The organism is Solirubrobacter pauli (assembly GCF_003633755.1).
Classification (GTDB): Bacteria; Actinomycetota; Thermoleophilia; order Solirubrobacterales; family Solirubrobacteraceae; genus Solirubrobacter; species Solirubrobacter pauli.
The window spans coordinates 2,184,721-2,198,213 of sequence record NZ_RBIL01000002.1 but is presented as its reverse complement, the minus strand read 5'-3'; the positions used below and the strand labels follow the sequence as shown (position 1 = coordinate 2,198,213).

13 protein-coding genes are annotated in these 13,493 nt (G+C 71.2%); 11 read left to right on the top strand and 2 right to left on the bottom strand.

Annotated features, from left to right (window positions below):
- The first annotated feature begins 39 nt into the window (after positions 1-39).
- From gcvPA to C8N24_RS29835, 10 genes are read left to right on the top strand one after another with little or no spacing between them, the layout of a single operon-like run.
- Positions 40-1,308, top strand: a complete 1,269-nt coding sequence (gcvPA, locus tag C8N24_RS29880; RefSeq protein ID WP_245972017.1) for an aminomethyl-transferring glycine dehydrogenase subunit GcvPA — start codon at positions 40-42, stop codon at positions 1,306-1,308.
- Complete coding sequence (gene gcvPB / locus C8N24_RS29875; RefSeq protein ID WP_121257146.1) at positions 1,305-2,861, top strand: aminomethyl-transferring glycine dehydrogenase subunit GcvPB; 1,557 nt, start codon at positions 1,305-1,307, stop codon at positions 2,859-2,861. The genes gcvPA and gcvPB overlap by 4 nt, the downstream gene beginning before the upstream one ends.
- A gap of 30 nt (positions 2,862-2,891) precedes the next feature.
- On the top strand, positions 2,892-3,845 hold the full coding sequence (locus C8N24_RS29870; protein ID WP_121257144.1) for a hypothetical protein: 954 nt from the start codon (positions 2,892-2,894) through the stop codon (positions 3,843-3,845).
- Entirely contained in the window at positions 3,842-4,831 is a 990-nt protein-coding gene (locus C8N24_RS29865) for a hypothetical protein (protein WP_121257142.1), read from the top strand. The genes C8N24_RS29870 and C8N24_RS29865 overlap by 4 nt, the downstream gene beginning before the upstream one ends.
- Positions 4,832-5,833 (top strand): hypothetical protein, encoded by a 1,002-nt coding sequence (locus tag C8N24_RS29860; RefSeq protein ID WP_121257140.1) that lies wholly within the window; start codon positions 4,832-4,834, stop codon positions 5,831-5,833. It abuts the gene before it with no gap.
- Positions 5,830-6,765, top strand: a complete 936-nt coding sequence (locus C8N24_RS29855) for a hypothetical protein (protein WP_121257138.1) — start codon at positions 5,830-5,832, stop codon at positions 6,763-6,765. The genes C8N24_RS29860 and C8N24_RS29855 overlap by 4 nt, the downstream gene beginning before the upstream one ends.
- Before the next feature lie 8 nt (positions 6,766-6,773).
- Positions 6,774-7,772: a tryptophan--tRNA ligase gene (gene trpS / locus C8N24_RS29850; protein ID WP_121257136.1), complete on the top strand. Its 999-nt coding sequence runs from the start codon at positions 6,774-6,776 to the stop codon at positions 7,770-7,772.
- Positions 7,773-7,782: 10 nt separating this feature from the next.
- The gene (locus C8N24_RS29845) at positions 7,783-8,532 is read left to right on the top strand and encodes a segregation and condensation protein A (RefSeq protein WP_121257134.1); all 750 of its coding nucleotides are present in this window, start codon (positions 7,783-7,785) and stop codon (positions 8,530-8,532) included.
- The gene (gene scpB / locus C8N24_RS29840; RefSeq protein ID WP_121257132.1) at positions 8,529-9,104 is read left to right on the top strand and encodes an SMC-Scp complex subunit ScpB; all 576 of its coding nucleotides are present in this window, start codon (positions 8,529-8,531) and stop codon (positions 9,102-9,104) included. Before C8N24_RS29845 ends, scpB begins: the two co-directional genes overlap by 4 nt.
- A 33-nt stretch (positions 9,105-9,137) precedes the next feature.
- Positions 9,138-9,761, top strand: coding sequence for a DUF4328 domain-containing protein (locus C8N24_RS29835; RefSeq protein WP_121257130.1), 624 nt, complete (start codon positions 9,138-9,140; stop codon positions 9,759-9,761).
- Here C8N24_RS29835 and C8N24_RS29830 read toward each other — a convergent pair.
- The gene (locus C8N24_RS29830; RefSeq protein ID WP_281272679.1) at positions 9,758-10,804 is read right to left on the bottom strand and encodes a TerC/Alx family metal homeostasis membrane protein; all 1,047 of its coding nucleotides are present in this window, start codon (positions 10,802-10,804) and stop codon (positions 9,758-9,760) included. The genes C8N24_RS29835 and C8N24_RS29830 overlap by 4 nt on opposite strands.
- Between C8N24_RS29830 and C8N24_RS29825 the strand changes: the two genes are divergently transcribed.
- Positions 10,746-12,518 carry an arylsulfotransferase family protein gene (locus C8N24_RS29825; RefSeq protein WP_170179513.1) on the top strand — a complete coding sequence of 591 codons (1,773 nt, stop codon included), beginning with the start codon at positions 10,746-10,748 and terminating at the stop codon, positions 12,516-12,518. The genes C8N24_RS29830 and C8N24_RS29825 overlap by 59 nt on opposite strands.
- Here the strand turns inward: C8N24_RS29825 and rlmN are convergent.
- Positions 12,481-13,482, bottom strand: a complete 1,002-nt coding sequence (rlmN, locus tag C8N24_RS29820) for a dual-specificity RNA methyltransferase RlmN (protein ID WP_211340182.1) — start codon at positions 13,480-13,482, stop codon at positions 12,481-12,483. The two genes, C8N24_RS29825 and rlmN, sit on opposite strands and share 38 nt — an antisense overlap.
- Positions 13,483-13,493: the final 11 nt, after the last annotated feature.

The following is a 13,493-nucleotide window of genomic DNA, read 5'->3' as shown; positions in this document are numbered from 1 at the left end:
AGCCGTTACACGTCTGCGACTGAAACCGACCGGCAGGAGATGCTCGCCGCCATCGGCGTCGAGTCGATCGACGACCTCTTCGCGGACGTCCCTGAGGGCGTCCGCCTCGGTCGTCCGCTCGATCTGCCGAAGGGCAAGCCCGAGCAGGAGGTCTATGGCCGCCTGCGCGACCTCGCCGCGAAGAACGTCTCCGCCGAGGACGAGATCTCGTTCCTCGGCGCCGGGATGTACGACCACTACGTGCCCGCGCTGATCGACTCGATCCTCTCGCGGTCCGAGTTCCTCACGCCCTACACGCCCTACCAGCCCGAGATCTCCCAGGGCGGGCTGCAGGTGATGTTCGAGTACCAGACGGCGATCTCGGAGCTGACCGGCCTGCCGATCAGCAACGCGTCCGTCTACGAGGGCCCGAGCGCCGTCGCCGCCGCCGGCTGGCTGGCGCACACGCACACCAAGAAGACCACGTTCCTGGTGTCCGAGAGCCTGCACCCGCACAGCGTCGAGACCCTGCGGACCACGTCCGCCGGCTGGGGCACGACGATCGAGATGCTCCCGGTCGAGAACGGCCTCACGCAGCTCGGCGAGGTCGGCGACGACGTCGCCGCGATCTTCATCGGCCAGCCGAACTTCCATGGCGCGATCGAGGACGTCGCGTCCCTGAGCGCCAAGAAGGGCAAGGCGCTGCTGATCGTCCAGGCCGACCCGCTCACGCTCGGCGTGCTGCGCGCGCCCGGCGAGGACGACGTCGACATCTGCGTCGGCGAGGGCCAGACGCTCGGCAACCGGCTGGACTTCGGCGGTCCGTCGTTCGGCTTCTTCGCCGCCAAGCAGGACTACATCCGGCGCATGCCGGGCCGGATCGCCGGTGAGACCACCGACGTCGACGGCCGTAGAGGCTTCGTGCTCACCCTGCAGACCCGCGAGCAGCACATCCGCCGCGAGAAGGCGACGCACAACATCTGCACGGCGCAGGCGCTGAACGCGCTCGCGGGCATGATCTACCTGAGCTGGCTGGGCCGTGAAGGCCTCGTGGAGCTCGGCGAGCTGCTCGTATCGCGCACGCACTACGCCCGCAAGACGCTCGCGGCGCTGGACGGCGTCGAGCTCTGGCACGACCAGCCCGTCGTGCGCGAGTTCGCGCTCAAGCTGAGCAAGGACGTCCACGAGGTGCTCGAGTTCTGCTCCGAGCGTGGCGTCAACGCCGGCTACCCGCTGGAGGACAACGGCCTGCTCGTGGCCATCACCGAGCAGCGCAGCAAGGCGGACATCGACCGCCTCGCCGAGGTGCTCAAGGAGGCCCTCGCATGACCACGGTGACCGACAACAAGCTGCACGGCGACCCGGGCATCGAGGCGCACGAGCTGCACCCGCAGCGCTCGAGCGTGATCGAGACCGAGCAGCAGCGCGACCGCGCCAAGACCATCTACGAGAAGTCCAAGCCGGGCCGGCGCGCGTTCGTGGCGCCCGAGCTGGACGTCCCGAAGCACGAGCTGCCCGCGCAGTTCCGCCGCGCGGAGACGCCGAAGCTGCCGGAGATCGCCGAGCCGGAGATCGTCCGCCACTACAACCGCCTGTCCAAGCGCAACTTCGACCTGGACTCGGGCTTCTACCCGCTCGGCTCGTGCACGATGAAGCACAACCCGAAGCTGCACGAGCGCGTGGCGGCGCTGCCGGGCAACGCCCGCCTGCACCCGCTGACGAACCCGAAGCGCGCCCAGGGCGCCCTCGAGCTCATGTACGAGCTGCAGGGTGCGCTCGGCGAGGTCGCGGGCCTGCCGCACGTGTCGCTGCAGCCGTCCGCCGGGTCCCACGGCGAGCTGGCCGGCGTGCTGCTCACCCGCGCCTACCACGAGGACCGCGGCGACCACCGCACGAAGATCCTCACCCCGGACACCGCGCACGGCACCAACCCGGCGACGGTGACCATGGGCGGCTACGAGGTCGTCAAGGTCGGCACGAACGCCGACGGCGGCGTCGACATCGACGACCTGCGCGCCAAGGCCGACGACCAGGTCGCCTGCCTGATGCTCACCAACCCGAACACGCTCGGCGTGTTCGACTCCAACATCGAGGAGATCGCCAAGATCGTCCACGGTGTGGGCGCGACGCTGTACTACGACGGCGCGAACCTGAACGCCGTCATGGGCAAGACGCGCCCCGGTGACATGGGCTTCGACATCGTGCACTTCAACCTGCACAAGACGTTCACCCAGCCGCACGGCGGCGGTGGCCCGGGCGCCGGCCCGATCGCGGTGAGCGACCGGATGGAGCCGTACATCACCAAGCCGCACGTCGTCAAGCGCGAGGACGGCACGTTCGACCTCGACTACGACCGGCCGAAGTCGATCGGCCGCCTGCGTGGCTTCCAGGGCAACTACGGCGTGTTCGTGCGCTCCTACGCGTACATCCTCAGCCTCGGCTCCGACGGCCTGCAGGAGGCGTCGGAGCTGGCCGTGCTCAACGCCAACTACCTGCTGGCGAAGCTGCGTGAGCTGGGCGTCACGGACCTGCTCCCGCCGGCCTTCGACCGCATCTGCATGCACGAGTTCGTGCTGTCGGGCGCGCCGATGAAGAAGGAGCTGGGCCTGCGCACGCTGGACCTGGCCAAGCGCCTGCTCGATCACAACTTCCACCCGCCGACGGTGTACTTCCCGCTGCTGGTGGACGAGGCGCTCCTGATCGAGCCGACCGAGACCGAGACCAAGGAGACGCTCGACGCGTTCGCCGAGGCGATGGCCGACATCCTGCGCGAGGGCGCCGAGGATCCGGAGATCGCGCGCAACGCGCCGTACGGGACGCCGGTCCGGCGTCTCGACGAGGCCGGGGCCGCCAAGCGCCCGGTCATCCGTCAGCCGCTCTAGTCGCCGAAAACGGGTATGGGGAGACGCGTCATGCGTCTCCCCATCGCCGTTCTCGCGCTGCTCGCGCTGCCCGCGTCCGCCCAGGCGGGTGTCGTCGGGCTCGAAGGGACTCAGCTGGTCTATCGCTCGGACCCCGGTGAGGAGGTCAAGCTCCTCTCCGGCTACAACGGCGACGGCGTGTTCTTCTTCTCCGGGCGGGGTGTGCGGCCCGGCCCGGGATGCGGCGGCACCGAGGGCGACGTGGAGTGTCCGCCCGCGGGCGTGGCCGGCGTGACGCTCGTCACCGGCGACGGGAACGACACCGTCGCGTACTTCGGGCATCTCACGGTGACGATGACGCTCGGCGCAGGAAGCGATCGCTTCCACGGGCAGGCGCAGGCGGTCGTGGCCGACCTGGGGCCGGGGAACGACGTCGGGCTGGCAGAGACGACGCAGGCGAGCGTCGTCGGCGGCGAGGGCGACGATCAGCTCGACCTCTACGTCGAGGACTTCCACAAGGGGCCCTCCACGCTCGACGGCGGTGCGGGAGACGACGCGCTCTCGCTGCACCACATCGGCGCCTACGCGGCGCTGCCGGGCGGGCTCCGGCCGGGCCGCGCGGCACCGGTCGCGATCGTCTGCGGACCTGGCGCTGACCGCTGGTCCGCGGGTCCGTACGACCTGCCGGGCGACGGCTGCGCGCCGACGCTCACCGGCATCACGACCAAGACCGTCTCGCGCCCGTTCCGCGACGGGACGCGCACGGCGCCGGCGAGCGGCAGCGTGACCCTGAGGCGCCTGGACGACTGGGGGCGGGGCCGCGAGCGCATCGCCCACGGGACCTTTCCCGCCCGGTCCGGGCCGCTGCGGGTCAGCTTGAAGCGCACGGCGGCCGGGCGGGAGCGGCTGCGCCAGAGGCCGCGGCTGCCGGTGGCGGTCTCGATCGAGACGCGAAGTGGCCGTGAGCGAGGCGAGGTCAGCTTCAACTCGCGCATGGGTACATGACCCGCATGCGTCTCGTGATCGTCGTCCTCGCCGCGCTGCTCGCGCTGCCCGCGTCCGCCCAGGCGGGCGTGATCGCGCTCGAAGGCACCCAGCTCGTCTATCGCGCCGACCCGGGAGTCGCCGACAAGCTGATCTTCAGCGACGGCGACGACGCGCTGCTGGTCAACCCGCTCGGCGCGCCGCTGCGCGTCGGCGCGGGCTGCAATGACTCCCGGCTCGGCGTCCAGTGCCCGCTGGCGGGCGTCGCCGGGCTCACGGTCTTCGCCGCGGACGGCGACGACGACGTCCAAGCCTTCACGCCGCTGCCGCTCACGCTCGACCTCGGTGACGGCGACGACCACTTCGACGCCTCCGGCACCGCCGTCATGGTGCTCGGCGGGGCCGGGAAGGACCAAGGCGTCGTCAGCGCGGACAGCGCCGCGATCTCGGGCGGCGACGGCAACGACGGCTTCGAGGTCGAGGGCTCGGACCGGTCGAGTGGCCCGTACGCCTTGGACGGTGGCCCGGGCGACGACGTGATCTCGCTGCAGCGCCGGGGGCCGGGGATGACCCTGATCGGGGGCGACGGCAACGACAAGCTCTACGCCACCGCGACCGGCAAGGCGGCGGTCACGTTCGATTGCGGTGCGGGCGCCGACCGCTGGGTCGCCTACCCGCGTGACATCCCGGGTGACGGCTGCGCCGCGCACCTGGCCGGGATCACCACCAAGACGGTCTCCCGCGCGTTCCGGGAAGGGGCGCTGACGGGGCCGGCGAGCGGCTCGGTCACGCTCAAACGCCGCAAAGGGCTGTCCGGCTACGAAGGGCCGACGGTCGCGCGCGGCGTCTTCACCGCCCAGCCGGGGCCGCTGCGCGTGAGCCTCAAACGCACCGCCGCCGGCACACGTCTGCTCCGGCGCGCACCGCACCTCACGGTGTTCGTGAGCATCCGGACCCGCACCGGCGACGACCGCGGCGAGACCACGTTCCGCTCTAAGGTCGGCTGAATGCGTCGACTGATCCCGCTGCCGCTGCTGCTGCTGGCAGCGCCGACCTCCGTCCACGCCGCGACCGTCGGGCGCGAAGGCACCGAGCTCGTGTACCGCTCCGCGCCCGGGCAGGAGGACCTGTTCGAGGCCGAGCACGGAGGCGGCGCGCTCACCTTCGCAGGCCGGGAAGGTGGCAATGCGCGCATCACGCCCGCCGCGGGCTGCACCCGCGAGCGCGAGGTCGTGCGCTGCCCGACCGACGGGCTGAGCGCCATCCGCGTGCTCGCCGGCGACAGCGACGACCTGATCGCGATGTACGGGCTCCCGGTGCCGGCGATCGTCGATCTCGGACCCGGCAGCGACGACTTCGACGGCGACGCTCCGGCGCTCGACCTCGCCGCCGGTGGTGGCAGCGACCGCGTGGGCGTCGTGACCCGCACCGGCAGGATCGACCTGGGCCCGGGAGAGGACTACGCGCAGGCGACGATCGGCAAGGCGTTCACCGGACCGCTCGCCGTCGAGGGCGGCGAAGGGCGAGACCTGCTGTTCGTCGACGGGCAGCGCAAGGCCGGGATCTCACTGTCAGGCGGGAACGGGCCGGACGACCTCATCGTCCAGCTCGGGACCGACGGCCCGGGTCTCGACATCGCGTGCGGCGCCGGCGACGACGCCACGCAGCTCGCGCTCGTCGACCGCCCCGGCGACGGCTGCGCCGCGCACGTCACGTTCCCGGCGCCACCGGCGTTCGTCTCACGCGCGTTCGGCGGCGCGACGCTCACGGCGCCCGCATCCGGCGCCGTCGAGTTCCGCCGCAACCCCGGGCCGAACGGGCGCCGCGCCCCGCTGCTCGCCCGTGGCACGTTCGACGCCTCCGCCGGCCCGCTCCGAACCCGGTTGAAGACGACGAAGGCCGGGCGCAGGTACATCCGCCGCGACCCGGACCTGAAGCTGTTCGTGACGGTCAAGACGCGCACGGGCGGCGACCGCAGCGAGATCGACTTCGGGGCGCGCCTGCGATGAGGCTGCTGGCGTTCCTGCTGGTCCTGCTCGCCGTGCCGGCGACCGCGTCCGCCGCCGAGACGATCGGGATCGAGGGCACCGAGCTCGTCTACCGCACCGATCCCGCCGCGGATGACCACGGCACGTTCCTGCTGATGGAAGGCGACACCAAGGACGAGCTGTTCGTGATCGGTGGTGGCGTCACGCCGGGCCCGGGCTGCGAGGGCGTCGAGATCAGCTGCTCGGTGGCGGGGATCACCGCGGTGCGGGTGATCGGCGGCTCGGGCGACGAGAACGTCGAGGTCCGTGGCCCGTGGCCGGTGATCGCCGATCTCGGCGCCGGCGACGACCTGTTCTCGGCGACCGCCCCGAACGCCGTGATCGCCGGCGGCCCCGGCGACGACCGCCTCGACGTCTACAACGAGGCGGCCGCGCCCGGGCCGTTCCAGGTCGACGGCGGCGTCGGGGACGACACGCTGACCTTCGCCGGCCGCGCGCCCGGCGTCACGCTCAACGGCGGCGAGGGCGACGACCTGCTCGCCCTCGCGCTCACCGGTCCCGGCGGCGTCCCGGTCGACTTCATCTGCGGCCCCGGCGCCGACCGCACGATCGGCGAGCCGCAGGACCGCAACGGAGACGGCTGCGCCCGACCGGTCACCGGGCTCACCTCGCTGCGCCGCGTCGATCGTCGCTTCCGCGAAGGACGCCTCGAAGCCCCCGCCCGCACGACCGTCACGCTCCGGCGGCGCACCGCGCGCGGCACGGTCGACGGGACGCTCATCGCCCGCCGGACGGTCCAGGCGCCCGCGGGCCCGCTGCGCGTCCAGCTCAAGACGACGGCGGCCGGGCGGCGCGCGTTACGGCGCACCCCGAAGCTGCCGGTGTGGGCCTCGATCAGGACTCGAACCGGGTCCGACAGCGCCGAGGTGATCTTCGCCTCAAAGCTAGGCTAAGCCGCACAGTGGTCATCTTCTCCGGCATCCAGCCCACCGGGCGCAAGCACCTCGGCAACTACATCGGGGCGATCCTCAACTACGTCAAGGGCCAGGACAAGGCCGACCCGGCGATCTACTGCATCGTCGACCTGCACGGCACTACCGTCCAGTACGACCCCGCCGAGCTGCGTCAGCGCACGCGCGAGACCGCGGCGCTGCTGGTCGCCGCGGGACTGGACCCCGAGCGTTGCGTGCTGTTCCGCCAGGGCGACGTGCAGGAGCACTCGGAGCTGTGCTGGCTGCTGTCGAGCGTGACCTCCGTCGGCCAGCTCAACCGGATGCACCAGTTCCGCGACAAGGCGGGCGCCGCGCGTGAGCGGGCGAGCGCGGGACTGCTGTTCTACCCGGTGCTGATGGCCGCCGACGTGCTCGCCTACCGTGCGCACGAGGTGCCGGTGGGGGAGGACCAGCGCGAGCACATCGAGCTCATGCGCGACGTCGCGGAAGCGTTCAACAAGCGTTTCGGCGAGACGCTCGTCGTCCCCGAGGGCAACATCCCCACGGTCGGCGCCCGCGTGCGCGACCTCAAGGAGCCCGAGAAGAAGATGTCGACCACGGGCGGGACGGACAAGGGCCGCGTCTACGTCGACGAGGACCCCGCGTCGATCGTCAAGAAGTTCCGTGGCGCCACGGCCGACAGCGGCCGCGAGATCATCGTGGCCGACGACAAGCCGGGCATCTCGAACCTGATCGAGATCCTGGCCGTGGTGCGCGACACCACGCCGGGCGAGATCGAGAAGGCCTTCGAGGGCTCGGGCTACGGCGACTTCAAGACCGCCGTCGGCGAGGAGGTGGCCGCGTGGCTCACCCCGACGCGCGAGCGGTTCAACGAGATCAAGGACGACACGACCGAGATCGAGCGGTTCCTCCAGGTCGGCGCGGAGAAGGCGCGCGCGATCGCCGCACCCGTGCTCGCGGACGTCCGCGAGGCGATGGGCGTCGGACCCGTCCGCACGCCCGCCTAGCCTTTCCCATGTGAGACTCGCCGAGCTCGAGCTGGACCTCGACGTCTTCGCCGGTCCGTTCGACCTGCTCCTCTCGCTGATCCTGCGGGAGGAGCTGGACCTGCTCGAGGTCGACCTGGCGGAGATCGTCGTCACCTACCTGGACCACCTGGAGGCGACCGCGCAGCTGGACCTCGAGTCCGCGACCGAGTTCCTGGTGCTGATCGCGGCGCTGCTGGAGCTCAAGTCGCGGCTGATGCTGCCCGGCGAGGAGGTCGAGGAGCTGGACGAGCTGGCGCCCGCCGAGGCCGCCGAGGAGCTCATCGAGCGGATGCTCCAGTACGCCCGCTTCCGCGCGGCCGGCGCGCACCTCGCCAAGCTCCAGGAGCACGAGCGCGGCTTCCTGTACCGCAGCGCGCCGCACAAGCTCGGCCCGGGGGAGGTCACCGCCGGCGCCTACGAGCCGTCCGTGCTCGGCGCGGCGATCGGGTCGCTGCTGCGCATGCCCAAGCCGATCGACCTCTCGCACATGGCGATGCCGCGCGTGACGGTCGGCGAGCGCCTCCAGCACCTGCGCGGCCTGCTCAAGCGCGCCAGCTCGTTCTCGTTCGAGGAGGCCGTCAAGGACGCCGACCGCGTGACCATCTGCGTCACGGTGTTCGCGCTGCTCGAGCTCTACAAGCGCGGCGAGGCGTCGTGGGAGCAGGACGAGCCGTTCGGCGAGATCACCGTCCACGTCGGCAGCCCCGTCCCGGCGGCCGCGGAGGCCGAGGCCGCGTGAGCGCCCCGCTCACCCTGGCCGCGCGGATCGAGGCCCTTCTGTTCCTCGCGCCCGACCCGGTCTCCACCGAGGAGCTCGCGGACGCGCTGCAGACGTCCGAGGAGGCCGTCACCAACGCGCTCGTGACGCTCGAAGGCGCGCTGGACGGCCGCGGCCTCGTGCTCAAGCGGATCGGCGGCGGCGTCGTGCTCGCGTCCCACCCGGACGCCGAGGAGTCCGCGCGGCGGCTGCTGTCCCGGCCCCGCACCCCGGCGCTCACGCCCGCCCAGGCCGAGACGCTGGCGATCGTGGCCTACCTGCAGCCGGTCAGCCGGCCGGAGGTCGCGCGCATCCGCGGCGTCGCCAGCGAGAGCGCCACCACCGCCCTGGCCGACCGCGGCCTGATCGAGGAGGCGGGGCGCTCCCAGTTCGGCGCGGTGCTGTACCGCACGACGCCGCTGTTCCTGAAGCTCTTCGGGCTGGACTCGCCGGAGGCGCTGCCGGACGTCGCGCAGTGGGATCCGAGCCCGGAAGAGGCGCAGGCGCTGCGGGACCGGCTGCTGCGCGCGGGCGAGGCCCGCACCTCCGGTTAGGCACTCCTGAACGCGGGGTACCAAGGCGTGCGCATGAGACGCGCCTTCCTACCGCTCCGCTCCCGCATGCTCGAGGTCACCGTCGCGCTCGGCGTGTTCCTCGCGTGCTCGCTGGTCACCGTCGTGCTGGCGGTGGGCGCCCCGTACCTCGAGCTCCCCGTGTGGCTGTGGGTGCTGTCGTTCGTCGCGATCGTGGTCAACCTGTTGGTCGGCGGCTTCTTCATCAGCTGGCTCAAGCGCGCGTACTGGAACGCGTCGTCGGTCGACCAGGGGAGCGACCGCTTCGACCACAGCTGGGCCGTGACGTCCTGGTTCGTGCCGGTCCTGAACCTCTACCGGCCGCTGCAGATGGTGCACGACGTGTGGCGTGCCGCGCGGCTCGGCAACGAGGCGCTGCCGGCCGTGTGGTGGGTGTCGTTCCAGGCGTGGGGCTGGGTGTCGTTCAGCTTCTGGTGGCTCGGCCACGACTGGTACGTCGGGCTGCTCGGCCTGGTGCTGGGCATCGTCGCGGCGATCTTCGCGATCGTGATCGTCGTCGAGGCCACGCGCGGGCTCCAGCGGCGCAACGCCGAGCTCGAGGCCGACGAACAGGAGCCGACCGGGCGCTTCGACCGCTCGGCCTTCGGCCAGCTCGCAGCGCTCAGGGCCGGGAGCTAGGCCGCGCGGGCCGACTTGCGGCCCGAGAGCACCAGCGAAGCCCCGACGGACGCGCCGAGCGTCGCCACGATCACGCCGAGCGACACCCACACCGGCAGGTGTCCGACCACGTCCTCGAGCAGCATCTTCACGCCCACGAAGACGAGCAGCGCGCCCAGGCCGTAGTGCAGGTACTCGAACCGCTGCGCCATGCCGTCGAGCAGGAAGTAGAGCGCCCGCAGGCCGAGCAGCGCGAACGCGTTGGCGGCGAAGATCAGGAACGTGTCGGTGGTGATCGACAGCACGGCCGGGATCGAGTCGATGGCGAAGATGACGTCGGCGAGCGCGACCGCGAGCAGGGCGGCCAGCAGCGGCGTGGCGACCCGGCGGCCGTCCTCGCGGTGGATGATCCGCCGGTCCTTGTAGTCCTCGCCGACCGGCAGCACCCGCCGGAGCGTGCGCATCGCGCGCCCGTCGGCGAAGTCCTCGCCGGTGTCGCTCGACCGGAAGAGCCGGACGCCGGTGTACACGAGCAGCGCGCCCATCACGTACAGGGCGGGGTGGAAGAGCTCGAGCAGCGTGACGCCGGCGAAGATGAAGACGGTGCGCAGCATCAGCGCGACCGCGATGCCGAACGTCAGCACGTCGGCCTTCAGCGCCTGAGGAACCGCGAACGTGCCGAGCAGCACGGCGATCACGAACACGTTGTCCAGCGACAGCGCCTTCTCCATCAGGAACCCGGCGAGATAGCTGCCGGCCTCCGCGCTGCCGATCAGCGCCAGCACGACCAGCGCGAACGCGACGCCGACGACCATCCACCAAGCGGACCACCCCGCGGCCCTCCGTAGGGATACTTCGCTCTCTCCGCGGTGCGCGAAGAACAGATCGAACGCGAGGAGACAGACGATGGCCACGATCAACGCGGCCCAACCGACGAGTGAGGCGGAAGCGAAAATCGTGGCCGGTATACCCGCAGCGCAACTTCTCAACCGATCACGAGTTGCCGTGAGGGTGCGGAACCTGTCCCTCGCGCTCGGCGCGACCGCTGCCCTGTTGGGCGGCACCACCCTCGTCCTGTCGCAAGCGCAGGCACAGACGCCGGCGTTCTCGGTGTACCCGGTCCCCGGCACGCTGACGGCCGGCGAGAAGACCACGTTCTCGTTCCGCGGCGGCACCGCCTCCTCGCTGGGCACGATCACCGTGCGCGGCTCCGAGAGCGGCACCCACACGGGCAAGCTGCTCGCCCACTCCGACGGCAACGGCGTCAGCTTCGTGCCGTCCAAGCCGTTCGAGCCGAACGAGACGGTGACCGTCACGACCGACCGCGACATCGTCGGCGCGACCGACGGCGACTTCAAGATCAGCATCGGCGACCTCACGACGCGCAAGGCGCGCCCGGTGGAGCTGCCGAACGTGGGGCGCGGGAACGTGCAGACGTTCGCGACCCGCCCGGACCTCGAGCCGCCGTCCGTGACCGTCACCACGGCCAAGCCGGGCCGTGCGCCCGGGTTGGTGTTCCTCGCCCCGAAGGCGGGACGCGGTCAGGACGGCCCGATGATCATCAACGACAAGGGGCAGACGGTCTGGTTCAAGGCCACGCCCGGCAAGATCCCGGCGGACTTCCGCGTCCAGCAGCTCGGCGGCAAGCCGGTGCTGACGTGGTGGGAGGGCCAGCTGTTCGTCGGCGACGGCGACGGCGTCGGCCAGGTGTACGACACCAACTACAAGCGGGTGGCGACGGTCACCGCCGGCAACGGCTACTCGTTCGACCTGCACGAGTTCACGCTCACGCCGCAGAACACGGCGATCGTCCTCTCCTACGAGCGCTTCAAGCGTGACCTGCGCCCGTGGGGCGGCCCCCGCGACGCGCGCATCGTCGACAACATCGTCCAGGAGATCGACCTGCGCACGGGCGCCGTCCTGTTCGAGTGGCACTCCTTCGGGAACGTCTCGCCCAACGAGTCGAACGTCCAGCCGCCGACGGGGCGCGGCTTCGAGTGGGAGTACTTCCACGTCAACTCGGCCGAGGTCACGCCCGACGGCAACTTCCTGATCTCCGCGCGCAACACGTCCGGCGTGTACAAGATCGACCGTCGAACCGGCAAGATCCTGTGGCGTCTGGGCGGCAAGAAGTCCGACTTCAAGCTCGGCAAGGGCGTCCGCTTCGACTGGCAGCACAGCGCCCGCCAGCAGGCCGACGGCACGATCAACATCTACGACAACTCGGCGGCGCCGCCGACGCGCAAGAGCTCGCGCGTGATCAACGTCCGCCTGGACGAGCAGGCCAAGACGGCGACCCTGACGCGCGCCTTCAAGCACCCGCTCGGCCTCCTGTCGGCCAGCCAGGGCAACGTCGAGACGCTGCCGAACGGCAACCTGTTCGTCGGCTGGGGCTCGCAGCGGTGGTTCACCGAGTTCGACCCGCAGGGCAACGTCGTCTTCGACGGCCGGATCGCCCGGGGCAACGACAACTACCGCGCGTTCCGCTACCCGTGGGTCGGCACGCCGGCGACGCCGCCGAAGGTCGTCGCGACCGCCGCCGGTGGCAAGGTCACGGCGCGCGTGAGCTGGAACGGCGCGACCGAGGTCGCCCGCTGGGAGCTCCTGGGGGGCGCGAACCCCAACGCGCTCACGCCGCTCGGCTCCGCCAACACCGGCGGCTTCGAGACCGCCGTGACCGCGACCGCCAAGCCGGCCGTCGTGGCCTTCCGCGCCTACGACGCGGCCGGCAAGGTGCTGACTACGACGACGCCGCTGAAGCCGGCATCGGGGTCTTAGCCGCCAGCTGCCCACAGGCCGCGTCGATGTCGCGGCCTCGGGTCAGCCGGACCGTGGCGCTCAGGCCGTGCTCCTCGAGCGCGGCCTTGAACGCCTCGATCGCGTTCCGCGAGGACCCGTCGTAGATCGAGTCCGTCGGGTTGTACGGGATCAGGTTCAGCTTGTAGATCTTCGGGTCGAGCACCTGCGCGAGCTTGACGGCCTGCGCGTAGCCGTCGTTGACGCCGGCGAGCATCACGTACTCGATGAAGACCATGCGGCGCTTCTTCTCGTAGAAGGCCTCGCACGCGTCGAGCACCTCCTGCATCGAGTAGCGCTCGTTGACGGGCATGATCTGCGAGCGCAGATCCTCCTCGGGGGCGTGCAGGGAGAGCGCGAGCCGGATCGGCATGTCGCTCTCGGTCAGGCGCTTGATGCCCGGGACCCAGCCGACCGTGGAGATGCCGGTGCGGCGATGCGTGATCCCGACGTCCGGCAGCTTGCGGCAGACCTCGAGCACGTTGTCGAGGTTCATCATCGGCTCGCCCATGCCCATGAACACGAGGTGGTTGACCGGTTCGATGCGGCGGAAGTGCAGCACCTGGTCGAGGATCTCCGACGCGGTGAGGTTGCGGCCGAACTTCATCTTGCCGGTCGCGCAGAACGTGCACGTCAGCGGGCAGCCCGACTGGGAGCTGACGCAGATCGAGCGGCGCCCGTCCTTGTAACGCATCAGCACGGCCTCGACGGCGCGGCCGTCCTTGGTGTGGAACAGCGCCTTGACCGTGCCGTCGCTCGCGTGCGCCTCACGCACGAGCTCGAGCGTGCTGAACGGGACCTCCTCGGCCAGCTTCGCGCGCAGCGCCGCCGGCAGGTCGGTCATCGCGTCGTAGCTCTGCGCGCCCTGGGACGCCCAGCGCCACACCTGGCGGGCACGGAACGCGGGTTGATCGGCCAGGGTGCTGTCCAGGAGCTGCAGATCCACGCCCTCTATGG

Bases quoted from the DNA above. Each gene is read 5' to 3' on its own strand.
- C8N24_RS29865 (WP_121257142.1), top strand. From the start codon at position 3,842: ATGACCCGCATGCGTCTCGTGATCGTCGTCCTCGCCGCGCTGCTCGCG.
- C8N24_RS29855 (WP_121257138.1), top strand. From the start codon at position 5,830: ATGAGGCTGCTGGCGTTCCTGCTGGTCCTGCTCGCCGTGCCGGCGACC.
- gcvPB (WP_121257146.1), top strand. From the start codon at position 1,305: ATGACCACGGTGACCGACAACAAGCTGCACGGCGACCCGGGCATCGAG.
- C8N24_RS29835 (WP_121257130.1), top strand. From the start codon at position 9,138: ATGAGACGCGCCTTCCTACCGCTCCGCTCCCGCATGCTCGAGGTCACC.
- C8N24_RS29860 (WP_121257140.1), top strand. From the start codon at position 4,832: ATGCGTCGACTGATCCCGCTGCCGCTGCTGCTGCTGGCAGCGCCGACC.
- gcvPA (WP_245972017.1), top strand. From the start codon at position 40: ATGCTCGCCGCCATCGGCGTCGAGTCGATCGACGACCTCTTCGCGGAC.
- C8N24_RS29870 (WP_121257144.1), top strand. From the start codon at position 2,892: ATGCGTCTCCCCATCGCCGTTCTCGCGCTGCTCGCGCTGCCCGCGTCC.